General features: G+C 57.5%; 21 protein-coding genes and 1 tRNA gene. 19 read left to right on the top strand and 3 right to left on the bottom strand.

Annotation, left to right across the window (positions count from 1 at the left end):
* Positions 1 to 13: 13 nt before the first annotated feature.
* Complete coding sequence (locus tag AB7M22_RS06970) at positions 14 to 1,042, top strand: nucleoside hydrolase (RefSeq protein WP_454185677.1); 1,029 nt, start codon at positions 14 to 16, stop codon at positions 1,040 to 1,042.
* A gap of 39 nt (positions 1,043 to 1,081) precedes the next feature.
* On the opposite strand, the gene AB7M22_RS06975 is transcribed toward AB7M22_RS06970, so the two are convergent.
* The gene (locus AB7M22_RS06975) at positions 1,082 to 1,288 is read right to left on the bottom strand and encodes a hypothetical protein (RefSeq protein ID WP_007905889.1); all 207 of its coding nucleotides are present in this window, start codon (positions 1,286 to 1,288) and stop codon (positions 1,082 to 1,084) included.
* 131 nt (positions 1,289 to 1,419) lie between these two features.
* Here AB7M22_RS06975 and AB7M22_RS06980 point away from each other — a divergent pair, with 131 nt between their 5' ends.
* The gene (locus AB7M22_RS06980; protein ID WP_007905888.1) at positions 1,420 to 1,725 is read left to right on the top strand and encodes a hypothetical protein; all 306 of its coding nucleotides are present in this window, start codon (positions 1,420 to 1,422) and stop codon (positions 1,723 to 1,725) included.
* A gap of 165 nt (positions 1,726 to 1,890) precedes the next feature.
* Positions 1,891 to 2,208 carry an I78 family peptidase inhibitor gene (locus AB7M22_RS06985; protein ID WP_223483674.1) on the top strand — a complete coding sequence of 106 codons (318 nt, stop codon included), beginning with the start codon at positions 1,891 to 1,893 and terminating at the stop codon, positions 2,206 to 2,208.
* A 72-nt stretch (positions 2,209 to 2,280) separates the two neighbouring features.
* On the opposite strand, the gene AB7M22_RS06990 is transcribed toward AB7M22_RS06985, so the two are convergent.
* Positions 2,281 to 2,493 (bottom strand): cold-shock protein, encoded by a 213-nt coding sequence (locus tag AB7M22_RS06990; RefSeq protein WP_007905882.1) that lies wholly within the window; start codon positions 2,491 to 2,493, stop codon positions 2,281 to 2,283.
* 290 nt (positions 2,494 to 2,783) lie between these two features.
* Positions 2,784 to 3,086 (bottom strand): hypothetical protein, encoded by a 303-nt coding sequence (locus AB7M22_RS06995; RefSeq protein WP_007905881.1) that lies wholly within the window; start codon positions 3,084 to 3,086, stop codon positions 2,784 to 2,786.
* Positions 3,087 to 3,460: 374 nt separating this feature from the next.
* Between AB7M22_RS06995 and thrS the strand changes: the two genes are divergently transcribed.
* The 16 genes from thrS (at position 3,461) to AB7M22_RS07075 (ending at position 23,703) form a co-directional block, all read left to right on the top strand.
* On the top strand, positions 3,461 to 5,383 hold the full coding sequence (gene thrS / locus AB7M22_RS07000) for a threonine--tRNA ligase (protein ID WP_454185678.1): 1,923 nt from the start codon (positions 3,461 to 3,463) through the stop codon (positions 5,381 to 5,383).
* On the top strand, positions 5,383 to 5,934 hold the full coding sequence (gene infC / locus AB7M22_RS07005) for a translation initiation factor IF-3 (protein ID WP_169857083.1): 552 nt from the start codon (positions 5,383 to 5,385) through the stop codon (positions 5,932 to 5,934). Before thrS ends, infC begins: the two co-directional genes overlap by 1 nt.
* Positions 5,935 to 5,994: 60 nt before the next feature.
* Positions 5,995 to 6,189, top strand: a complete 195-nt coding sequence (rpmI, locus tag AB7M22_RS07010; protein WP_002553160.1) for a 50S ribosomal protein L35 — start codon at positions 5,995 to 5,997, stop codon at positions 6,187 to 6,189.
* Positions 6,190 to 6,217: 28 nt separating this feature from the next.
* On the top strand, positions 6,218 to 6,574 hold the full coding sequence (gene rplT / locus AB7M22_RS07015; protein ID WP_007905879.1) for a 50S ribosomal protein L20: 357 nt from the start codon (positions 6,218 to 6,220) through the stop codon (positions 6,572 to 6,574).
* Between the two features lie 109 nt (positions 6,575 to 6,683).
* Positions 6,684 to 7,700, top strand: a complete 1,017-nt coding sequence (gene pheS, locus AB7M22_RS07020; protein ID WP_007905876.1) for a phenylalanine--tRNA ligase subunit alpha — start codon at positions 6,684 to 6,686, stop codon at positions 7,698 to 7,700.
* Positions 7,701 to 7,726: 26 nt separating this feature from the next.
* The gene (gene pheT, locus AB7M22_RS07025; protein ID WP_454185679.1) at positions 7,727 to 10,108 is read left to right on the top strand and encodes a phenylalanine--tRNA ligase subunit beta; all 2,382 of its coding nucleotides are present in this window, start codon (positions 7,727 to 7,729) and stop codon (positions 10,106 to 10,108) included.
* A 3-nt stretch (positions 10,109 to 10,111) separates the two neighbouring features.
* A complete protein-coding gene (ihfA, locus tag AB7M22_RS07030) occupies positions 10,112 to 10,414 on the top strand; it encodes an integration host factor subunit alpha (protein ID WP_002553164.1) in 303 nt (100 codons plus the stop codon).
* The gene (locus AB7M22_RS07035) at positions 10,395 to 10,751 is read left to right on the top strand and encodes a MerR family transcriptional regulator (protein WP_003179985.1); all 357 of its coding nucleotides are present in this window, start codon (positions 10,395 to 10,397) and stop codon (positions 10,749 to 10,751) included. The genes ihfA and AB7M22_RS07035 overlap by 20 nt, the downstream gene beginning before the upstream one ends.
* Before the next feature lie 89 nt (positions 10,752 to 10,840).
* Positions 10,841 to 10,917: transfer RNA gene (locus AB7M22_RS07040), tRNA-Pro, on the top strand.
* Between the two features lie 923 nt (positions 10,918 to 11,840).
* Positions 11,841 to 12,341, top strand: coding sequence for a BrxE family protein (locus tag AB7M22_RS07045; RefSeq protein ID WP_454185680.1), 501 nt, complete (start codon positions 11,841 to 11,843; stop codon positions 12,339 to 12,341).
* 2 nt (positions 12,342 to 12,343) lie between these two features.
* Entirely contained in the window at positions 12,344 to 13,132 is a 789-nt protein-coding gene (locus AB7M22_RS07050) for a DUF1819 family protein (RefSeq protein ID WP_454185681.1), read from the top strand.
* Positions 13,113 to 13,688 (top strand): BREX protein BrxB domain-containing protein, encoded by a 576-nt coding sequence (locus AB7M22_RS07055; RefSeq protein ID WP_454185682.1) that lies wholly within the window; start codon positions 13,113 to 13,115, stop codon positions 13,686 to 13,688. The genes AB7M22_RS07050 and AB7M22_RS07055 overlap by 20 nt, the downstream gene beginning before the upstream one ends.
* Positions 13,689 to 13,716: 28 nt before the next feature.
* Positions 13,717 to 17,349, top strand: a complete 3,633-nt coding sequence (gene brxC / locus AB7M22_RS07060; RefSeq protein WP_454185683.1) for a BREX system P-loop protein BrxC — start codon at positions 13,717 to 13,719, stop codon at positions 17,347 to 17,349.
* Positions 17,350 to 17,351: 2 nt separating this feature from the next.
* Positions 17,352 to 19,244 carry an Eco57I restriction-modification methylase domain-containing protein gene (locus AB7M22_RS07065; RefSeq protein ID WP_454185684.1) on the top strand — a complete coding sequence of 631 codons (1,893 nt, stop codon included), beginning with the start codon at positions 17,352 to 17,354 and terminating at the stop codon, positions 19,242 to 19,244.
* Complete coding sequence (locus tag AB7M22_RS07070; RefSeq protein WP_454185685.1) at positions 19,241 to 21,178, top strand: hypothetical protein; 1,938 nt, start codon at positions 19,241 to 19,243, stop codon at positions 21,176 to 21,178. The genes AB7M22_RS07065 and AB7M22_RS07070 overlap by 4 nt, the downstream gene beginning before the upstream one ends.
* Entirely contained in the window at positions 21,175 to 23,703 is a 2,529-nt protein-coding gene (locus tag AB7M22_RS07075) for a PglZ domain-containing protein (protein WP_454185686.1), read from the top strand. Before AB7M22_RS07070 ends, AB7M22_RS07075 begins: the two co-directional genes overlap by 4 nt.
* The last annotated feature ends 2 nt before the right edge of the window (positions 23,704 to 23,705 follow it).

The following is a 23,705-nucleotide window of genomic DNA, read 5'->3' on the forward strand; positions in this document are numbered from 1 at the left end:
CAAGGAGTGCGCTATGCACCGCTATGCTCAGAAACTGCATCATCTGCTTCGGAGTCTGCTGCTTTTGTCCCTGATTACCGCAACAAGCGCCCAAGCGGCGGAAAAGATCGACTTGATCATCGACACCGATCCGGGTGCCGATGACGTGGTCGCCTTGCTGTTTGCCCTGGCATCGCCTGAAGAGCTGAATGTTCGTGCGCTGACCACCGTTGCTGGCAACGTGCGTCTGGACAAGACCTCGCGTAATGCGCGTCTGGCCCGTGAATGGGCAGGGCGCGAGGAGGTGCCTGTTTACGCGGGCGCGCCGAAACCAATGATGCGCACGCCGATCTATGCCGAGAACATTCACGGCAAGGAAGGCTTGTCGGGTGTCACGGTGCACGAACCGAAGAAAGGCCTGGCCGAAGGCAATGCGGTCAACTATCTGATCGATACCCTGAAGACCGCCAAACCCCACAGCATCACCATCGCCATGCTCGGTCCACAGACCAACCTGGCTCTGGCGCTGATCCAGGAACCTGAAATCGTTCAGGGCATCAAGGAAGTGGTGATCATGGGCGGTGCGCACTTCAACGGCGGCAACATCACCCCGGTGGCCGAATTCAACCTGTTCGCCGACCCTCAGGCTGCGGAAGTGGTGCTCAAAAGTGGCGTCAAGCTGACCTACCTGCCGCTGGACGTGACCCACAAGATTCTGACCAGTGAAGCGCGCCTGAAGCAGATCGCCGCCCTGAACAACAATGCCAGCAAGCTGGTGGGTGATATTCTCAACGAGTACGTCAAAGGCGACATGGAGCATTACGGCATTCCGGGTGGCCCGGTGCATGACGCTACAGTCATCGCTTACCTGCTCAAGCCGGAGCTGTTCACCGGGCGTTCGGTCAACGTAGTGGTTGATAGTCGCGAAGGGCCGACCTTCGGCCAGACCATTGTCGACTGGTATGACGGCCTGAAGGCACCGAAAAATGCCTTCTGGGTTGAAAATGGCGACGCTCAGGGCTTTTTCGACCTGCTGACCCAGCGTCTGGCGCGTCTGAAGTAAGCCCTGCACCCGCAGGTGCCAGCCTGCGGGTTTTTACATTCACTCGCTATCTGTCAGGCCCATGTAATCGGCGGGGTATTTCTCGAGTATCTGGGCGATGAATGTCTGGGCGGCTTGTGTCCCCAGTTCCTTGACCAGCAAATCGATACCAATGATTGCCAACTCTTCCGGGCTGCCCGGGCTGTAAGAGCTGTGGCCCTGTGGCCACTTGATCGTGATGTTGGCGTCGATGCTTACGGTGGTCATGATGGCGCTCGTGAAATCGGGATGTCTGAATGTCGAGTTAACCATTTTGCGCGGCGTTTGGCACTCCGACTTAGGCATGAGGGGAGGGCTATGCGACACTTGGTCTTTGAAGAATTTTCAAGGACCGTGCTGTGCAGATCGATTTGAACACTCCTGACGGTTTGACCCTCGAAGCGGTGCGTCAGCTGCTGGCCTCTGCCAGCGACGATGAACACACCCAGCTGCGGGTCACCAAGGGCGGCATCGCCTACATTTCGTCGGGCGTTGTGGGCGGCACCGACATCGACGGGTTGCTGTTTCGCCTGGAGACCTGGGCCAAGGGCTCCGGTTATGTCGGATTGGTCGCGGCCAGCGACGAGGTCTGGGTCATGCAGATCTTCAATGCGCTCAAGGAGAACTGGCCGAAGCCGCCTTTCGACTACATCGACGTTTATTGAGCGCCATTCATATTCAGTCACGATTGAGTGATGAACGGCATGCCGATGCTCAGGCACACTCGCCGCTGCCCGGATCGAGGGCAGGGCGATAGCGCCCGCTCTGAAACCAAACGCCAAAATGGCGGTCGCACGATCTCAGCTTAACTATTGAAAAAAGGAGGCTTCATGCCTTGGAAGCTCGCGTCATTGGGTACATTGTTGGCCGCCACCCTGCTGGCCGGTTGCAGCAGTACGTCCACCGAGTCGGCAAAGGACCCTGTGGCGACCGACACCGGCCACAGCCGTTGTGAAGCAAAGGCTGCCGAATTCACCATTGGCAAAAAGGCTTCGCCCGAACTGCTGGAACAGGCACGTACACGCGCAGGCGCGCAGAACGCCCGGTTCCTCAAGCCTGATGACATGGTGACCCTGGAGTACCGCTCCGATCGCTTGAACCTGAACACCGATAACAATCTGGTGGTCACCCGCGTCAACTGCGGCTGATTGCTTCAGGCTTTTGTTTCGCCCATAAAAAACCCCGTCACATGGACGGGGTTTTTTTAGTGCGGCTGAAAATTACTCAGCGCGGACTTGTGCAGCTTGCATACCCTTTTGGCCTTTCTCAGCCACGAAGGAAACGGTCTGGCCTTCTTTCAGGCTTTTGAAACCGTCGCTTTCGATAGCTTTGAAGTGTACGAACAGGTCGTCACCGCCACCTTGAGGAGTGATGAAGCCGAAGCCTTTTTCATCGTTGAACCATTTAACGGTGCCGGTTTGGCGATTAGACATGGTGTATCTCCAAGAAACATATATTTTCAGTAGTACTGTGCTGCTCAGGCCAACTGGGCACACCGGAGTATCATAGTCGAAATGTTCGCTTTGGGAGCCCCCCGGGTGTGCTGTTTGCCCTTCAGTAGCGTTTGCTTTGTTGCTTCGTGTGGCTGAAAGCCCCGGTTTAAAAGGCTTTCAGCCGAAAGTAAAGACAATAAAAAAAGCTGTAAAACCTGCATAAATCGTACGAAAAAGGTGAAATCCGGCCCTTTTTTTCAGCGATGGGCCGAATCATAAGGGCTTTTTTCTCACTTTTTCGCCGGTGCATTAGCCTTGCATTTGGCGATCTGTCCCAGTGCCTTCTGTTGCAGTTCCGGGCTGGCCTTGTTGTCCATCAACGACTGAATGTCGCTGGCCGGGTACGATTTGATCGCGTCGGCACCGCATGCGCAGTGTGACTTGGCTGCCGCAGCGCCGATCTGCGGAGTGGCCGCCTGAGTGCACTGAGCCATGTATTTCTCGCGCTCGCCCTTTGGCCAATCGGCATGGGCAGCCAGCGGCAGCAACAGGACGACGGGTGCGACGATGGCGAATAAACGATTCAGACGCATGCTGGGATGCTCCTTTTGGGTCAATGTCTTGTTATCTGAGGGGTAAAGCGGGGTTCAAGTTCAGCACTCTGGCATAAAAATGCCTGATTTGCCCCAGCAGAAAACCTTGCTACCGCGATGACCGTTCATCTGTGCTAGCATGCTTCGCTCGGGCGTTTGCAGGCTCCGGATGACCTTCGGTCCCGGTAGCGGCAGCGGCTCGAATAACCCTGATTTGAATCCCAGTCACTCTGGTTCGGTTTTCCGGTTGGCCGCAAGGCTCCTGCCGCTGTAAGGCAGGCGTTCGTTATTGAATGGCCTGGATCGGATCTTGTACTGGCTCATCCCAACCCACGTGACCTTTGGTAGGGGTCACCACTAGGAGAGGAGGCGCCATGCCAACTATTACTCTTCCCGACGGCAGTCAACGTTCATTCGATCACTCGGTTTCCGTAGCCGAGGTCGCCGCATCCATCGGTGCCGGTCTGGCCAAGGCCACCGTGGCCGGCAAGGTCAATGGCAAGCTGGTCGACGCCAGCGACATCATCGACAGCGATTCCTCGCTGCAAATCATTACGCCAAAGGATGAAGAGGGGCTGGAGATCATTCGCCACTCTTGCGCCCACCTGGTTGGCCACGCGGTCAAGCAGCTGTACCCGACGGCCAAGATGGTCATCGGTCCGGTCATCGACGAAGGCTTTTATTACGATATCGCCTTCGAGCGTCCTTTCACGCCGGACGACCTGGCCGCCATCGAACAGCGCATGCAGCAGCTGATCGAGAAAGATTACGACGTGATCAAGAAAGTCACTCCGCGCGCCGAAGTGATCGAAGTGTTCAAGGCCCGCGGCGAAGACTACAAGCTGCGCCTGGTCGAAGACATGCCGAACGAGCAGGCCATGGGCCTGTACTATCACGAAGAATACGTCGACATGTGCCGCGGCCCGCACGTGCCGAACACGCGCTTCCTGAAATCCTTCAAGCTGACCAAACTGTCCGGCGCCTACTGGCGTGGCGATGCCAAGAACGAGCAATTGCAGCGCGTTTACGGCACCGCATGGGCGGACAAGAAGCAACTGGCGGCTTACATCCAGCGCATCGAAGAAGCCGAGAAGCGCGATCACCGCAAGATCGGCAAGCGCCTGGGCCTGTTCCACACCCAGGAAGAGTCGCCGGGCATGGTGTTCTGGCACCCGAACGGCTGGACTTTGTACCAGGTGCTTGAGCAATACATGCGCAAGGTTCAGCGCGACAACGGTTACCTGGAGATCAAAACTCCACAAGTCGTTGACCGCAGCCTGTGGGAGAAATCCGGGCACTGGGCCAACTACGCCGACAACATGTTCACCACTCAGTCGGAAAACCGCGACTACGCCATCAAGCCGATGAACTGCCCGTGCCACGTGCAGGTGTTCAATCAGGGCCTGAAAAGCTACCGCGAGCTGCCGATGCGTCTGGCCGAGTTCGGTGCCTGCCACCGTAACGAGCCGTCGGGTGCACTGCACGGCATCATGCGCGTTCGCGCCTTCACTCAGGACGATGCTCACATCTTCTGTACTGAAGAGCAGATGCAGGCCGAATCCGCTGCGTTCATCAAGCTGACCATGGACGTTTATGCCGACTTCGGCTTCAAAGACGTCGAGATGAAGCTGTCCACTCGTCCGGAAAAACGCGTCGGCTCCGACGAGCTGTGGGATCGCGCTGAAGCTGCACTGGCTGCAGCCCTTGATAGCGCTGGCTTGCCGTACGATCTGCAGCCAGGCGAGGGTGCGTTCTACGGTCCGAAGATCGAGTTCTCGCTGAAAGATTGCCTTGGCCGTGTCTGGCAGTGTGGTACCCTTCAGCTCGATTTTAACCTGCCTGTCCGTCTGGGAGCCGAATACGTCTCCGAAGACAACAGTCGCAAGCACCCGGTTATGTTGCACCGGGCGATCCTGGGTTCGTTCGAACGTTTCGTCGGAATCCTGATCGAGCACTACGAGGGTGCATTCCCCGCGTGGCTGGCTCCGACCCAGGCAGTGATCATGAATATCACTGATAAACAGGCCGATTTTGCCGCCGAGGTTGAAAAAACCCTCAATGAAAGCGGATTTCGTGCCAAGTCTGACTTGAGAAATGAAAAGATCGGCTTTAAAATCCGCGAGCATACTTTGCTCAAGGTTCCCTATCTCTTGGTTATCGGAGATCGGGAAGTCGAGATGCAGACTGTCGCTGTGCGTACTCGTGAAGGTGCTGACCTGGGCTCGATGCCCGTCGCCCAGTTCGCTGAGTTTCTCGCGCAAGCGGTTTCCCGGCGTGGTCGCCCAGATTCGGAGTAATTACTATTAAGCGTGAAATGAGACAAGATAAACGAGCTGCACCGAAAGCCCCGATCAACGAGAATATCTCGGCACGCGAGGTTCGGTTAATTGGGGCTGAAGGTGAACAGCTTGGGATTGTGTCAATTGAAGACGCGCTTCTTAAGGCTGAAGAGGCCAAACTGGATTTGGTGGAAATTTCCGCCGATGCAGTACCCCCTGTTTGCAAACTGATGGACTACGGCAAATCGATCTTCGAGAAGAAGAAGCAGATTGCCGCGGCCAAGAAAAACCAGAAGCAGATTCAGGTTAAAGAAATCAAGTTTCGTCCAGGGACGGAGGAAGGGGATTACCAGGTAAAACTGCGCAACCTGGTACGTTTCCTGAGTGATGGGGACAGGGCCAAGGTATCCTTGCGATTCCGCGGCCGTGAGATGGCCCACCAGGAGCTGGGGATGGAACTCCTCAAGCGAGTTGAAGGTGACTTGCTCGAGTACGGTTCGGTCGAACAGCATCCTAAGATGGAAGGACGCCAGCTGATCATGGTCATCGCCCCGAAAAAGAAGAAGTAATCAATAGGGCACGGCAGGCCTTCTGATTATGTTTATCAACTGAATGCGGAGTATCCGAACATGCCAAAAATGAAAACTAAAAGTGGTGCTGCTAAGCGGTTTTTGAAAACTGCTAACGGTATCAAGCACAAGCACGCTTTCAAGAGCCACATCCTGACTAAAATGTCGACCAAGCGTAAGCGTCAACTGCGCGGTAGCAGCTTGCTGCATCCGTCTGACGTGGCAAAAGTCGAGCGCATGCTGCGCCTTCGTTAATTTTAGTCAAGAATAGAGGAAGTAACTCATGGCTCGTGTAAAGCGTGGCGTCATTGCCCGTAAACGTCACAAAAAAATTCTGAAACTTGCTAAAGGCTACTACGGCGCTCGCTCGCGCGTATTCCGTGTTGCCAAGCAAGCGGTAATCAAGGCAGGCCAATACGCCTACCGTGACCGTCGTCAGAAAAAACGTCAGTTCCGCGCTCTGTGGATCGCTCGTATCAACGCTGGTGCACGTATCAACGGTCTGTCCTACAGCCGTTTCATCGCCGGCCTGAAAAAAGCGTCCATCGAGATCGACCGTAAGGTTCTGGCTGATCTGGCAGTGAACGAAAAAGCGGCGTTTGCTGCGATTGTCGAGAAAGCTAAAGCCACCTTGGCTTAAGTACCCCCGACAGTCACCCGGCCTCACCTCTGTGGGGCCAGGTGTTAAACGTCATAAATAGGGGAAGAGCCTTCAAGCTCTTCCCCTATTTTGTATCTGGAGTCTGTACATGGAAAACCTGGATGCGCTCGTCTCTCAAGCACTAGAGGCTGTGCAAAGCGCTGAAGATATCAATGCCCTGGAGCAAATCCGGGTTCACTACCTTGGCAAAAAGGGCGAATTGACTCAGGTGATGAAGACCCTGGGGAATTTGCCGGCAGAAGAGCGCCCGCAAGTCGGCGCGCTGATCAACGTTGCCAAGGAGCGTGTCACAGAGGTTCTCAATGCGCGCAAGGCACTGTTTGAGGAGGCCGACCTGGCCGCCAAACTGTCCGCCGAGTCCATTGACGTGACCCTGCCTGGCCGCGGTCAGACCTCCGGTGGTCTGCATCCGGTTACTCGCACTCTGGAACGTATCGAACAGTTCTTCACCCACATCGGCTACGGTATCGCCGAAGGTCCTGAGGTCGAAGACGATTACCACAACTTTGAAGCGCTCAACATCCCAGGCCATCACCCGGCCCGGTCGATGCATGACACCTTCTATTTCAATGCCAACATGTTGCTGCGCACCCATACCTCGCCGGTACAGGTCCGCACCATGGAATCGAAACAGCCGCCGATCCGCATCGTCTGCCCAGGCCGTGTGTACCGTAGCGACTCCGATATCACTCACTCCCCGATGTTCCACCAGGTCGAAGGCCTGCTGGTCGACCGCGATATCAATTTCGCCGACCTGAAAGGCACCATCGAAGAGTTCTTGCGCGTGTTCTTCGAAAAAGAACTGGCCGTGCGTTTCCGTCCTTCGTACTTCCCGTTCACCGAGCCGTCCGCTGAAGTCGACATGGAATGCGTGATGTGCAGCGGTAAAGGCTGCCGCGTCTGCAAGCAGACTGGCTGGTTGGAAGTCATGGGCTGCGGCATGGTTCACCCGAATGTGCTGCGCATGTCCGGGATTGACCCGGAAGAGTTTTCGGGCTTTGCCTTCGGCATGGGCGTTGAGCGTCTGGCCATGCTGCGTTACGGCGTGAACGACTTGCGTCTGTTCTTCGACAACGACTTGCGGTTCCTCGCGCAATTTCGCTAGTCGTAACGAATTCTTAGGAGAGCAGGATGAAATTCAGTGAACAATGGCTGCGTGGCTGGGTAAGCCCGCAGGTAAGTCGCGACGAGCTGGTTGCTCGTCTGTCGATGGCCGGTCTTGAGGTCGATAGCGTTACGCCGGCCGCCGGTGAATTCAGTGGCGTGGTGGTGGGCGAGGTGCAGAGCACCGAGCAACACCCGGACGCCGACAAGTTGCGTGTTTGCCAGGTCAGCAATGGTTCGGAGACCTTCCAGGTCGTGTGCGGTGCGCCAAACGTGCGCCCGGGCCTGAAGATCCCGTTCGCCATGATCGGTGCCGAACTGCCGGGCGACTTCAAAATCAAGAAAGCCAAGCTGCGTGGCGTTGAATCCAACGGCATGCTGTGCTCCCAGGCCGAGCTGCAAATTGGCGAAGGCAACGATGGCCTGATGGAATTGCCGGCCGATGCGCCGGTCGGTCAGGACATTCGTGAGTACCTGAGCCTGGATGACGCCAGCATCGAGGTCGATCTGACCCCGAACCGCGGTGACTGCCTGTCGCTGGCCGGTCTGGCCCGCGAAGTCGGTGCGCTTTATGCTGCCCAAGTCGTGCGCCCGGCGATTGCCAGCGTTCCGGCCGTGCACGATGAAGTGCGTTCGATTGAAGTACTGGCACCGGCCGCGTGCCCGCGTTACCTGGGTCGTGTGATCCGTAACGTTGACCTGTCCAAGCCTACGCCGCTGTGGATGGTCGAGCGTCTGCGTCGTGCCGACGTGCGCAGCATCGACGCTGCCGTCGACATCACCAACTACGTGATGCTGGAACTGGGTCAGCCGCTGCACGCGTTTGATCTCGCCGAAATCAATGGCGGCATCCGCGTACGCATGGCCGAAGAAGGCGAGAAACTGGTTCTGCTTGATGGTCAGGAAGTCAGCCTGCGTAGCGATACGCTGGTGATTGCAGACCACACCCGTGCCTTGGCTATCGCCGGCGTCATGGGTGGCGAGCACAGCGGCGTCAACACCGCGACCACTCGCGATATTTTCCTGGAAAGCGCGTTCTTCGATCAAATTGCTGTCGCTGGCAAGGCTCGTTCCTACGGCTTGCACACCGACGCCTCGCACCGCTACGAGCGTGGCGTGGACTGGAAGCTGGCCCGCGAAGCCATGGAGCGCGCCACTGGCCTGCTGCTGGAAATCACCGGTGGCGAAGCCGGCCCGATCATCGAAACCGTCAGCGAGCAGCACCTGCCGTCGATCGCGCCGATCACTTTGCGTGCCCAGCGCATCACCCAGATGCTGGGCATGGAAATGGATTCGGCCGAAGTCGAGCGTCTGCTCAGCGCTTTGGGCCTGGCCATTACCGCCGATGGGGCAGGGCAGTGGCGCGTAGAGGTGCCAAGCTTCCGCTTCGATATCAGCCTGGAAGTCGACCTGATCGAAGAACTGGCCCGTCTGTACGGTTACAACCGTCTGCCGGTTCGCTACCCGCAAGCCCGTCTGGCGCCGCAAGCCAAGGCCGAAGCGCGCAGCGATCTGCCTGAACTGCGTCGTCTGCTGGTGGCTCGTGGTTATCAGGAAGCGATCACCTACAGCTTCATCGATCCGAAACAGTTCGAGTTGTTTAATCCGGGTGTCGAGCCACTGCTGCTGGCTAACCCGATTTCCAACGACATGGCTGCCATGCGTTCGTCCCTGTGGCCTGGTCTGGTCAAGGCGCTTCAGCACAACCTGAACCGTCAACAGGATCGCGTCCGTCTGTTCGAAAGCGGCCTGCGCTTCGTCGGTCAACTGGAAGGCTTGAAGCAAGAGCCGATGCTGGCGGGTGTGGTGTGCGGTAGCCGTCTGCCGGAAGGCTGGGCACAAGGTCGCGATGTCGTGGACTTCTTCGACGTCAAAGCTGATGCGGAAGCGGTACTGGGCTTCGCCGGCGCACTGGACTCGTTCACTTTCGTGCCGGGCAAACACCCAGCATTGCACCCGGGTCAAACCGCGCGCATCGAACGTGAAGGCCGTTTGGTAGGTTTCGTTGGCGCGATCCACCCTGAATTGTCGAAAACCCTCGGTCTCGACCGTCCGGTCTTCGTATTCGAGCTGGTTCTGGCCGAAGTGGCGTTGGGCAAAATGCCTAAATTCCAGGAGTTATCACGCTTTCCTGAAGTGCGTCGTGACCTTGCACTGCTGGCGGACAAAGACGTTGCGGCCACTGCCGTACTGGACGTAATCCGTGAAAATGCAGGTGAATGGCTGACAGACCTCAGGCTATTTGACGTGTATCAGGGTAAAGGCATTGATCCGCATAGAAAAAGCCTTGCAGTTGGCTTGACCTGGCAGCATCCATCGCGCACTCTTAATGACGATGAGGTGAATACCACGACGCAAAACATCCTCACCTCGCTCGAACAAAGGTTGAACGCCACGTTAAGGAAGTGACGTATGGGGGCTTTGACGAAAGCTGAGATGGCGGAACGTCTGTATGAAGAGCTGGGCCTGAACAAGCGGGAGGCCAAGGAATTGGTCGAACTGTTTTTTGAAGAAATCAGGCACGCTCTTGAAGACAACGAACAAGTCAAATTGTCCGGTTTCGGCAATTTCGACCTTCGGGACAAACGCCAGCGGCCTGGCCGCAATCCGAAAACGGGAGAAGAAATCCCGATCACGGCTCGCCGTGTGGTCACCTTTCGTCCAGGGCAGAAGTTGAAGGCCCGAGTTGAGGCTTATGCTGGAACCAAGTCATAACGACGAACTACCCGTCATCCCGGGCAAACGCTACTTCACCATTGGTGAAGTCAGCGAGCTATGTGCGGTAAAACCGCACGTGCTGCGCTACTGGGAGCAGGAGTTTCCTCAACTCAACCCCGTCAAACGCCGCGGAAACCGCCGGTATTATCAGCGCCAGGACGTGCTGATGATCCGGCAGATCCGCGCGCTTCTTTACGATCAGGGGTTTACCATCGGCGGCGCACGCTTGCGTTTGTCCGGCGATGAAGCCAAAGACGACACCACCCAATACAAACAAATGATCCGCCAGATGATCGCCGAGCTGGAAGATGTTCTGGTGGTTCTCAAGAAATAAATTCCTGCTTTTAAATACTTCCAGTTTTCAAAAGCTTGCGATATATTCTTGAGCGTTCCTCGAGATGAGGGACGGATACAACGCCTAGTCGGGGCGTAGCGCAGTCCGGTAGCGCACTAGCATGGGGTGCTAGGGGTCGAGTGTTCGAATCACTCCGTCCCGACCATATAATTCAAAGGGTTGCGAGATTTTATCTCGCGACCCTTTTTTACTTTTGGTCGTTTTTACCCCTACAAAACGACTGGCTCTGGGTGGAATCTTCGGCTGGTACCTGTGAGTTCGCGCCGCTTTTGGCCCTTCCTTTTTCGCGCTGCCTTTGGCACCAATCCAGTCTGGAATTTTTCTTCCTTTTTCAGCTTTTTCGCATGTCAGATAGCCTTACCAAACGCCACGTTTCCGGGCGATTAGGGCGTTTTTCCTCACCTGCTCTGCAGCGCGAATCCATGGAAGCTCAGTTCCGATTCTTCGTTCTTGAAGGTCACCATCCCAAATCAGCGAAACTGACTGTACGTCACGCCGGCTGTGCCTTTGAAGAAAACGGAAGCAGCGAAAAGCACCTTTAGGCCGGACTTCCGATTGTGCGCTAGGGAAACGGAGCAGAGCGCGGGGAGGGCGCATCTATTCGAATTGATTGCTGACGAACTGTGGGCCTCCTGAAGATCCTTTGATCACAAGGTCCAGGGGCCAATTTGGAATCAAACCATCGCGTCCGCGGCGTTTTTTGGGCCCAAGCCGCAGTGCCAAACAGACCGCAAATTCACCCGACTTCTTGCTGTTTTGGTGACAAACCATTTTGCAGGTAGTTGGCACCGATTGAGTGCCGCTGAACCCACGAAAGATCCGTCGGCCGCGGCTTCTAGCGGTCAGCTCGGAATCTCTTGCAAGGTCCTGGTCGGTGCCAAATCCGCTGCTAACTCACACCAACTCAAAAAACTTTTCTGGTTGGCTGCGGGCATAGCGCCCTAATGGATCTGTACAGATAAGGTCAAGCTTGACCGTTCTCCCTCTTTGATCGGTGAGCGCGGATTAGATTTGTCGACTTTACTCACCCGCATCGGATGCGTCAGTACAGCAGATGGACTATGAGAAATGAAAGAATCCTACCTACCAACATTGCTGCAAATGAGACTGCTCGTTGGCTTCCTTGGCGAGCGCGCTCAGTGTGCTTGGTGGCCAACCGCTTTCTATGAGGCATCAAGTCGGATCTTCCTGGAGCCCGTCTTCTCGAAAACATCTCGCCTCGCCCAGTACCACGGTGTGCTGGAAGCAGCCAGACGATTGCATGACGAGCATTTGAGCGTAGGCAGCTACCACCTGTTTCGGGTGCCGGAAGAGGTTGAGCAGGATTTACATGCGATCGTGCAAAGCATCGTGGGCGAAGAAATCGCCAGTCAGGTCCCTCAAAGCAAAGAAGCTGCACTGGATGCGTTGAAACGCTTGGCCGCGACGAGCGATGTGTCCAGCGTGGGGCCAATGGCGGTCGGGAGCATTAATGATCTCGATTCCACCGACACCCTGAAGGTCATCGCCGCTACCTATCTATCTGCGTTCACTCAGAACGTCAAAGCCTATCCATATTTGGTGGGGTAGCTGTGACCGATAACAAGCCCTACACGACCCAGTTGCAAGCAGGACTTGGTCTCGTCAGTGAGACCAAGACGCTGCTCGATCTGTGGTCGCCCGGTATGTCGGCGAACCAGTTGCAGCAGGTCGCGCTGGAATCCGGTCGATTCCCGACCGTCACTGCACGCCGGCTTCGCAACATTGTCGTTGAATGTTTCGCTCCGCGCTATCTAGTGGCAGGAGGGGCGACAGCCATATACCTCAAGCGCCTTTCCGCAACGATCTCTAGGGCAGACCTGACGCAGCTCATGTTTGTATTTACGAGTCGAGCCAACCCGATCCTTGGCGACTTCGTGCGCCACGTTTATTGGGGGCGGTATGCTGGCGGATACACGCAGCTCACTAATGACGACGCTCGCAGTTTTGTCGAGCGTGGCATAGATGATGGCAAGACCATCAAACGCTGGTCTGAAACAACAGTGCGGCGTGTCTCCGGCTATCTGACTGGGTGCTGCGCCGACTGCGGAATGCTCGAACGCGGATTGCGTTCAAGCCGGCGCATCCTGCCGTTCCGCATCTCACCAATCGTGGCCGCTTATCTCGCCTACGAGCTGCATTTTTCCGGTGTTGGTGATAACGCTCTGCTGACACACGAAGACTGGCAGCTGTTTGGCTTGGCACGTGAAGACGTGCTGGAAGAAATCAAACGGCTCTCGCTGAAAGGGTTGCTCATAGTCCAAGCGGCTGGCGATGTGATCCGGATCAGCTGGAAACAACAAGACATGGAGGCGCTTTGCGATGTCCTCACTCAAAGCTGATTTCGACGAGCTGCGTGAGCGCATCCGGCAGGGGCGTGAACTCGGTCATGCGAGTTTTGAACCGATCTACTTCCTCGTCTTTTCCCCCGAACAAATCCTTGAGGTGAAACGGCAGACGCCCGCCTGGGTGGCGAAGCTCCATCAGGAAGGGTGGGATGTGCACACATTCTCCATTGCAGAACAGGCCTGGGCCTTGCTCAAAGACGACCCGTTCTGGTCGTTGTGCGTGATGGAAGACAAGTCCGCTCCGCTGGATTGGCAGCGCACCAATAAGGCGTTGGCGGACATTCTGACGGCGGACAACGGCCTACTGAAACGTCTGGAAGATGCCCTGCAGCCACTCGAAGGCCAGCAGAACGCGCTGCTTTTGGTGACCGACCTTGAAGCGCTCCACCCGTTTCTGCGCATTGGTGCCATCGAAAGCCAGCTCCAAGGCAAGTTTCACGTGCCGACGATTTTTCTGTACCCAGGCGTGCGAACCGGCAAGACGCGCTTGAAGTTTCTCGGCTTCTATCCAGAAGACGGCAATTACCGATCAGTCCACGTCGGCGGCTGAACAAATAAAAGAACCCAGGGACGAATCTATGACCATCCGATCACTCTTCGATCCAAGCAAGGATATCTCCCGGACCATCGAGAAGGTCATCACCTATGGCGCCTCACAAGAAGGCCGCCTCAAGGCTGAAATCTCCGAGTACGTAGTCACGGAGAGCATTGAGGAGCAATTCCGAAAGCTCCTCGATAGCATGCAGTTGGCGATGGAGTCGGGCGGGGAGAATGAGGTCGGTGTTTGGGTCTCTGGCTTCTACGGTTCAGGTAAGAGCTCGTTCACTAAGTATCTAGGCTTGGCGTTTGATGCTCAGCGCACCATCGACGGCACACCGTTCATTAAGTACCTACAGGATCGCCTGCACAAGCCGCAGACCAAGGCCTTACTGAGCACCGTTGCACAACGGTTCCCGGCAGCAGTGGTCATGCTGGACCTCGCCAGCGAAATGCTCGCCGGCGCCACGATGGAAGATGTTTCCACCGTCCTCTACTTCAAGGTGCTCCAGTGGGCTGGCTACTCACGAAACCTCAAAGTTGCAGCCTTCGAGCGCATGGTCGAGAAGGATGGCCGAACCCACGAGCTGCATGAGCGTATCGCCCAGGCGCTGCCTGGTGCGATCTGGGCTCGGGTTCAAAACAACCCGCTTGCCATCGACGGGCTGATCCCGAAGATCGCCCACGAGATGTACTCGACACTCTTCCCGGAAGCCAAGTCTTTCTCGTCCAGCACCGAGGGCTTCTTCCAGTTCGAAGACCAACGCGTGCAGGAGATGATCGACATCGTCCGCGAGAAAAGCGGCAAGCAGAACATCATCTTCATCGTCGACGAAGTTGGCCAGTACGTTGCTTCGCGCGACAACCTGATCCTCAACCTTGATGGCCTGGCCAAGAACCTTAAACGGCTGGGCGACGGCAAGGCTTGGATCATCTCCACTGCGCAGCAGACGCTTACTGAAGATGACCCGCGCGCAGCGCTGAACTCGGACAAGCTCTACAAGCTCAAGGATCGCTTCCCGATTCAGATTGACTTGGAATCGAGCGACATCAAAGAGATTTGCTATCGCCGTCTGCTCGGCAAATCACCGGCCGGGGAGGCTGAGCTGGGCAAGCTGTTCGACGCCCACGGCCAGGCGCTGCGGCACAACTCAAGGCTGCAGGACGCCAAGTATTACGACGCCGATTTCAGCAAGGAGAGCTTCACCAATCTCTACCCGTTCCTACCAGCTCATTTTGACATCCTGCTGCACCTGCTGGGCGCACTGGCCAAGTCCACCGGTGGCATTGGCCTACGCTCGGCGATCAAGGTGATCCAAGACGTCCTCAAAGGCGAAGGCGGCTCCAAGGCGATGGCCGATCAGCCTTTGGGATGGCTGGCCACCACCGTCACTCTGTACGACGAGCTGGAGAAGGATATCCGCCGAGCCTTCACCTCCATTCATCAGGCGGTTGGCAAGGTCCAGATTCGCTTTCCCGATTTGCAGCTACATCAGGACATCGCCAAGTCCGTAGCCGTGTTGCAGATTCTCGGCAACTTGCCGGTGTCGGTGCAAAACGTTGCTAGCCTGATGCACTCATCTGTCTCTGCGCCCTCGCAGCTCGACACAGTGCGCAAAGCTGTAGAAGAAATGTTGGGTGACATGCACGTGCCGCTTGGTGAGAAAGATGGCAGCCTCGTCTTCCTCAGCGAAAAGCTGCGGGACATCGAACAGGAGCGTGGCGCCATTGCGCTGAGGACCGTGGATGTGAAGCGCATCTTCAACGATGCGCTGCGCGAATCCTTCGACCCGCTGCCGCGCGTCAGTCTCCACGGCACGATGGCTGTCACCACTGGATTGAAGATCCAGGCCGGCAGCGCCATCATCAGTCTGGCGGGAGATCAGAGCACCATCCAAACCCTCGTGGAACAGGTATCTGCCAGCGACTACGAGACCGCTAAAAACCGCATGCTAGACGACTCCCGCAGCCGCTCGGGGCGCAACATCATTGGGCTGTTGGCCCGGTCTAACCCCGAGCTCGACGATCTGGCCAACGAAATCTATCGCTGCCAGCGCATCGCCGAATTGCACCGCAATCAGCCGGACCAGGAGGTCAAGGACTACTGCACCGGCCAACTCGATCGGGCCGCCAAGCTTGCGACTCAACTCCAGAGCAAGATCAAGCAAACCCTGCAGGCCGGCTCATTTGTTTTTCGTGGCCAGGCCACGGCGGTATCGGCACTGAATGCCGATCTGCTGGAAGCAGCCAAGAAGTTGCTCTCCGATGTGGCTGACCAGGTGTTCGACCGCTATGTCGAAGCCCCGGTGCGCGCCGGCACCGACACCGCCGAGAAATTCCTGAAAGTCGCTAATCCCGCCGCCATCGGCAGCAGTCTTGACCTACTCGGCTTGGTGCAAATAGTTGCAGGACGCGCCTCATTCAAGACTGATCACAAGGCGATGACCAGCATCCGCGACTACATTGACAAGCGTGGCACAGTCGATGGCAAGCGCCTGCTCGACGATTTCAGTAGCGACCCGTTCGGCTGGTCGCCAGATACGACGCGCTACATCGTGGCCGTCATGCTGATGGCCGGTGAAATCAAGCTCAAAGTCTCAGGGCGAGAAGTCACGGCCGCAGGCCAGCAGGCGATCGATGCTCTGAAGACCAACAACTCCTTCAAGCAGATTGGCGTCACGCTGCGCGACGAGCGCCCCTCCATTGAAACGCTCGGTCGGGCGGCGGAGCGGCTGACTGAACTGGTCGGCGACATGGTCATTCCGCTGGAGCAGGAGATCAGCAAGGTGTCGGCCAAGCACTTCCCGCGCTTCCAGCACGACTACGGTTCCTTGGCCGAGAAGCTCACTGGCCTCGGGCTGGCGGGAAGCGACCGCATCCGCACTTTGAACCAGGACATTGCCGATGTCCTATTTACCGATGCCTCAGACGCCCCTCAGCGTCTGGGGGCCGAAACCTCCGCCATTTACGACAACCTCAAGTGGGCGATTGAGGTCAAACGCGTGCTCGACAACGGGCTCGACGTTACCTTGTGGGATCTTCAAGCCCATCGCCGCGACATCGAGGCTCTGCCCGACACCGGCGTGCCGGGAGAGCTGCGTCGCGAACTTAGCGAAGACCTGGGCACTCTGTTAGAGCGCCTGGGCAAAGAGGACTTCTACAAGCACACCGCGGGCTTCAATTCGCAGCTCACCCGCCTGAAGGGCCGTGTGCGTGATGCGGTCATCACTCTATCTGAGCAGCAAAAACAGCGTTTGAAGGAAGGTGTAGAGGACCTGCAGCGCATCCCTGAGTGGGAAGAACTCACCCAAGAGGAGCGCGGCAACGCCGTGAACCGGCTGGACGGGCTCGCCCTAGCAGCCACGCAGGACCTAGCTGGACTCAAAAAGCTCCTGGCCCGTGACTACGACATCAACAGCACCCTCAAAGAACTCAAACGCTCCATCCAGAGCCAGGGTCAGGAACGCCTGCGCCAGCGTATAGAGGAGGAGCGTGCCAAGACCGGTGAAAAAGGCCCGGCCAAACTCTCCAAGTCGATCTCCGTACCTGTGAAGATGACATCGGCCGCAGACATCGACGCGCTGATCCAGCAGCTCCACGAGATCAAGGCACAGCTCGGCCTCTATGCAGAGATCGAAGTGACGTTCTCCCTGGGCGACGGGGGCGAAAAATAAGCATGGCCTTCGACCAAGCTACAAGAAACCGCTTGCAGCGCTTCGTTAACGACGCGCGCCGCGTGTTGGAAGAGGAGTTCACCCGTCAACTCCAGAACGACTACGGCATGGACCCAAATGCGGGCAGCGTTACGGATCTGGCCAACCTGCGCCATATCAATGATGCCCAGCGCGAATCCGCGCGCATCTTGCGCGACACCCTGGCGCATTACTGTGCTGGTGGCGACATGGATGCCAAGCAGGGGTTGGACCGGATCGTTCGTGAGCAGGCGTTTACGGTGCTCAACCGCTTGGCAGCATTACGCATGGCGGAGGCACGCGGGTTGTTGGTCGAGTCGGTGGGCAATGGTTTCCAGGCCAAAGGCTTTCAACTCTACGCTCGCCTTGCTAGCACAGGATTGGGTGAAACTGGCGATGCCTACCGCACCTATTTGTTCAGTGTGTTCGATGAGCTGAGCCAAGACTTGCCCGGTCTTTTCGACCGCTTCTCACCGCAGGGCCGTTTGTTCCCGCGCGAAGCAGCGCTGCTGCAAGTACTCAATCTTATCAACAATGCCGACATCGCCCCTCTGTGGAGCGAGGATGAAACGATCGGCTGGATCTACCAGTATTTCAACTCCAAAGAAGAGCGCAAGGCGATGCGCGATGCCTCGCAGGCGCCGCGCAACAGCCGCGAACTGGCGGTGCGCAACCAGTTCTTTACGCCGCGCTATGTGGTCGAGCTTCTGGTGGACAACACTCTGGGCCGCCTGTGGTTCAACGCCACCGGTGGGCAAACATCTTTGCATGAGCGGTGCCAATATCTGCTGGTCAAACCCAACGAAGCGCCTCAGGCCACCACCAAGCTGCGCGATCCGCGTACCTTGAAGTTGCTGGACCCGGCCTGTGGCTCCATGCACTTCGGCCTGTACGCATTCGACCTGTTTGCCGAGATTTATCGCGAAGCCTGGGCCTGGGAACAACAACACGGCCTTGGTTCGCTTGATGTGTCGACTCAGCCCAAGGCGGCACTCAAGCCGCTAAGCCAGACCTACGCCGACGATACGGCATTTCTGCGCGATGTGCCGCGCCTGATCATCGAGCACAACATCTATGGTGTCGACATTGATCCGCGCGCCGCGCAGATCGCCTCACTGGCGCTGTGGCTGCGAGCGCAGCGCGCATGGCACGATGCAGGGGTCAAGGCTAAAGATCGCCCACTGATCGGGCATGGACATGTGGTCGCCGCCACTGCGCCGCCGGCTGAGCGCGAATTGCGCCAGCAGTTTGCCGCTAGCCTGGATCAGCGCGATGCCGAGCTGTTCGAGAAGACCCTGCAACTGCTCAAGGGGCTCCCCGAGCTTGGCGTGCTGCTTCAGGTCGAACGGGAGTTGCCACATTTGATTCGCCAGGTTTATGTCGGCAACGGTACCGGCCTGTTTGCGCAGCAGGAGCAAGAAAACTGGCTGCAGGCCGAGGCACGGTTACGCGTGGCGCTCACTGAGTTTGCCCAGGCAGGGCAGTCCACATATCAAGGCCGTTTGTTTGCTCAGGATGCTCTGCAGGGCCTGCGATTGATCGACCTATGTCGCGAGGTGTTCGATGTTGTGGTGATGAACCCGCCTTTTGGTGCTTTGGCCTCAGGCACAAAAGATCAGCTAGCCAAAGCATATCCGCGCAGTAAGAACGATCTACTGGCCATCATGGTGGAGCGTGGGCTGGAATTGCTGCGCAGCGGTGGGCGTATTGGTGCAATAACCTCGCGCACTTGCTTTTTCCTCTCCAGTTTTCAGAAGTGGCGTGAACAAATTGTCTTGGGTATTGCCAAGCCGGAGGTCATGGCTGACCTGGGGCACGGCGTGATGGATGACGCCATGGTGGAAGCCGCCGCCTACGTTCTGGAGAAACAGGCATGAGTCAATTTCTGAGATTGTTGTCGGAAGAAAACAAGGCGGAGGCGCTCGCAACCACTTGCGCCCGCTGGCGCAGTGGTGAAGCTGACACACGACTTTTCGATGTGTCTCCGGAGTCTTTCTATGCGGTGCCAGGAAGTCCTTTTGCATACTGGGTAAGCGAAGCCATCCGGTGCACTTTCAAACGACTGCAGCGCTTTGAAAGCCAGGGTAGGGTTACGCAGCATGGCGCGTCGACTAAGGACGATTTTAGATTCCTGCGGACATGCTGGGAGCACGATGACCCCCATGATCGATGGGTGCCGTTTGCTAAAGGCGGGAAGCGCTCGAGCTTCTATTCCGATATTTATATGGTCGTGCTTTGGGAACACGACGCGAAAGAGCTTGAGGCCGCTCTATTGAAAAAGTATCCATATCTCGGGGAGAGCGCGAACTGGATACTTCATCGTGAATGCAACTACCTAAAGCCTGGTCTGACTTGGCCACTTCGAGGCATACGCTTTTCATCGCAGCTTGTGCCAGCGGGCTGCATTTTTAGTGTCGCTGGGAAGATGGCCTTCGTTCCAGGCGCTGACCTGATGAGTTGGCTTGCTCTATTCAATAGCAGCGCCTTCGACTACCTAATTCGTATTTTTGCCGGCAAGGTTGGTGGTGTTCAGTATGAAATCGGGCTGATCGGAGGTATCCCTGTTCCTGAGTTAGATGAGTTGTCGCGAATGAGATTGGCTGAACTGGGCTACCTAGGGTGGTTCTGTAGGCGACGCCTGGCGTCCGTTGATGAGCGATCCCAAGCATTCCTGCTCCCTAGTGCCTTACGGGCGCATATCGGGGACTACGACGCGCCATCGCTAGAAGTTGAATTGACGAGCATCCAGGCCCAGATCGACGCCATCGCCTTCGACCTTTACGGACTTGCCGAGTCGGATCGTCAGGCCATCGTGGGTGGTGGTGGTGGTGGTGGTGGTGGTGGTGGTGGTGGTGGTGCGGTGGAGAATGGGGCAGGCGCTGACACGGATGACGATGAGGATGAAGACAGCGAGGCAGAAACCCCTGCGTCGGATGCGCTGCTGTCCTGGGCCGTTGGGGTGGCCTTTGGTCGGTTCGACTGGCGCCTAGCCACCGGCGAGCGCCAAGCCCCGCCCGAGCCTGATCCGTTCGAACCGCTGCCCGCTAAGAGCCCCGGCATGTTGCCGGACGGTGCCACGCCGTTCCATGCCTACGTGGGCATCCTGGTGGACGACCAAGGGCATCCGCACGACCTTGCGCGCCTGGTCGAGGCGGTGCTCGCTCGCGTTGAAGTGACGGTACCAGATGACGCCCGCCGCTGGCTGCAGCGTGATTTCTTCGCCTTTCATCTGCAGCGCTACTCCAAGAGCCGCCGCAAAGCGCCCATTTACTGGCCGCTGACCACGACTTCTTGCAGCTACACGCTGTGGGTCTATTACCCCAGCCTCACCAGCCAAACGCTTTATACCGCCATCAACGACTTCGTCGAGCCGAAGCTGAAACAAGTCGGCGCTGACGTGACCGCGCTGCGCAACAAGGGTTCTGCCCGCACACGTGACAACGAAAAGCAGTTCGAGGCCCTGCAAGCTTTCGAGCTGGAGCTGATCGAGCTGCGCGACACCCTGCTCAAGCTCGCACCCACCTACCAGCCCAATCACGACGACGGGGTGCAGATCAGCGCCACACCGCTGTGGCCGCTATTCCGCCACAAGCCTTGGCAGAAAGTGCTCAAGGACACCTGGGCCAAGCTGAAAGAAGGCGACTACGACTGGGCGCACCTGGCCATGAACTACCGGCCTGAGCAGGTGCGTGAGAAGTGCAAGACCGACAAGTCCCTGGCCATCGCGCACGGCTTGGAGGATCTGTACGTCGAGCCCGAGGCCAAACCGAGAAAGGCGCGCGGCAAAAAGAAGGGCGGGGGTGATGAATGAGTATTGCAGAATTTATCCGCGAGAGCGTGCTGCGTCCGCGCTTAAAACAAGCCGGTGCCCTGGTGGTGTATGACGTTGATAAGCGCTACCGCGAGCAGTGTTTCGACCTGGCAGCTGACAAGGTGCGGGTGGTGGATACCTCAGACAGCAGCATTGAAAGCCGCGAGGCGGCAATGCTGGCGCTGCGTGATGTGGGGCAACCCAAGGCGCCATTGGAAGGGGTGTTGATCTATGTGCCTTTCCGGCGGCCAGAGACTGATGAGCAAAAGCAGGCAGACCCCTTCGCGCTGTACGTCGAATGTGGCGCAGTGTTTCCGCAGGATGATGGTGACGAGTACCTGAGCCTGTGCTTGCGTGCCCGGCCCGACCATGCCACCGAGATCCGCCAGGTGTTTGCCGGGTCACCTGCGGAGCCGAGCTTTGCGGTTATCGATGCCATCGGGGGCGGCGTGAGCTGGCCCCAGTTGCGAGCAACCTTGCGGGTGGAATCTGGCAGGGAGATTCTGGCGGCTCTACTGGCGCCGAGTGTTTCCCAAATAGAAGCGCTGAAGATCCAGGAAGGCTGGGTGCAAGAGGCGCGCGACTTCCTCCGCGCTACCTTGGGGATGAGCATTAAGACGCGCAGCAAGACCTGGGCCGCCCTGGCGGATGAGCTGTGGCGCTATGTGCTGTTCAGTGAGTTCGTTTTTGATTTGCCGGTGGCGCTGCCAGAAACCCTGAAGGGGGTACCACATGCGCCTATTGAGGCCAGGCCTATCGTGGAGGATGTGTGCGATCGGCTGCGCAGCGACCCGAGGTCGCGCGCGATTTATATCGAGCGTGCGGAGGCCATCGAAGCAGAACTCAATCTGGTAGAACTGTGTGGGGCGATTGAAAACCTCGGTGAGCGTGACACCTTCCCCTTCGAGGAGCGGACCTTTCTGCGCACGGCGATCAAGGGCATTGTGACGGGTGATACAGATGCCACACGTTGTGTGCTGACCCGCTACAAGAGTTCAGTTTGGCTCGGCAAGGGTGAGAGCCAGGCGCAGTGGGAGTTGGTGCGTTCTGGCCTTAGTTTGGTCGAGGCCTGCGAAGACCTTGAGCGTCAGTTGCCAGACCATGCCCGCTCTCAGGCGGAGCTGATCGATTTCTACCTGGGCAGCCTGCGCGAAGCAGATCGCCTGCAGCGCGAGTTTGAGCAAGCTGCTGGCGACTTCCTCGACCAACACGGTTTGATGCACGAAGTGATTAATCAAGCGCGGGCCCGCTATCGGCGCCTGGCCGAAAAGGTCCAGGGCGTATTTGTTAAGCATGTCGAGACCGCTGGTTGGCCGCCTACCGGGCGCCTGGCCAATGCCGATGCCTTTGATCGTCTGGTGGCGGATCGCCTCAAGGAAAGCGGACGCAAGGTGGCCTACTTGATGGTAGACGCCCTGCGGTACGAGTTGGGCGTAGCGCTTGAAAAAATGCTGGCAGAAGACGGCCCGGTCGAACTGCAGGCGGCCTACGCGCAGCTGCCGACAATCACCCTAGTGGGCATGGCGAGCTTGTTGCCTGGCGCACGCACGGGATTGAGCTTGTCGCTGGAAAACGAATCACTCCTGCCCAAGCTGGCGGGCGCACCGGTGGGCAACGTCCCGCAGCGCATGAACGTGCTGGCCAAGCGTTACGGAGATCGCTTCTCTGAAATGTTGCTCAACGATTTCGTGCGTGGCAAACCGAATATTGCGGAGACCGTCGATCTGCTGGTGCTGCGTTCCACGGAGATCGACAGTCAGCTGGAAAGCAACCCCGAGACGACGCTGGGTCTGATCCCCGGTACGCTCAAGCTGATCCGCGTCGCGCTGCACAAGCTTCGTGGCATGGGATTCAAAGAAGCGGTCATCGTGACCGACCACGGTTTCTTCCTCAATGCGCAAGCGGAGGCTGGGGATGTCTGCGTCAAACCCCAGGGCAAGTGGCCGGTGAATGCGCATGACCGCATGATGCTGGGTGACGGATCCACCGATAGTCACAGCCTGGTCGTCAGCTCGGAGCGGGTCGGCATTCGTGGTGATTTCTCCCAAGTAGCCTTGCCTCGCAGCATGGCGCCCTATCGCTCAGGGCATCTGTATTTTCACGGCGGGGCATCCCTCGCCGAGGCCGTTGTGCCGGTGCTAGTTGCGCGTCTGGATACCGCAGGCCATACGGAGCTTCGCAAAGTGGTGGTGGAACTGACCTACAAGAACGGCGCAAAGCGAATTACTACAAGGCTGCCGGTCATCGAGGTCATATTGGTCGCCGACGATATGTTTTTGCAATATATGAGCGTCGAGATCCTGCTGGAAGCGCAGGACAGCAAGGGCAACGTTGTCGGTGAACCACGCCCGGGCGGCGATGTGAATCCTGCCACCCGAACCGTGACTTTGATGCCAGGCCAGCGCAAGCAAATTGCATTGCGCATGGATGACGAGTTCAGGGGCAAGTTCTCTGTCAAGGCGCTGAATCCGACTACGCTTGCGGCATACAACGCTCTTGCGATTGAAACCGACTATACGGAATGAGC

The organism is Pseudomonas sp. ADAK2 TE3594, from assembly GCF_053628675.1.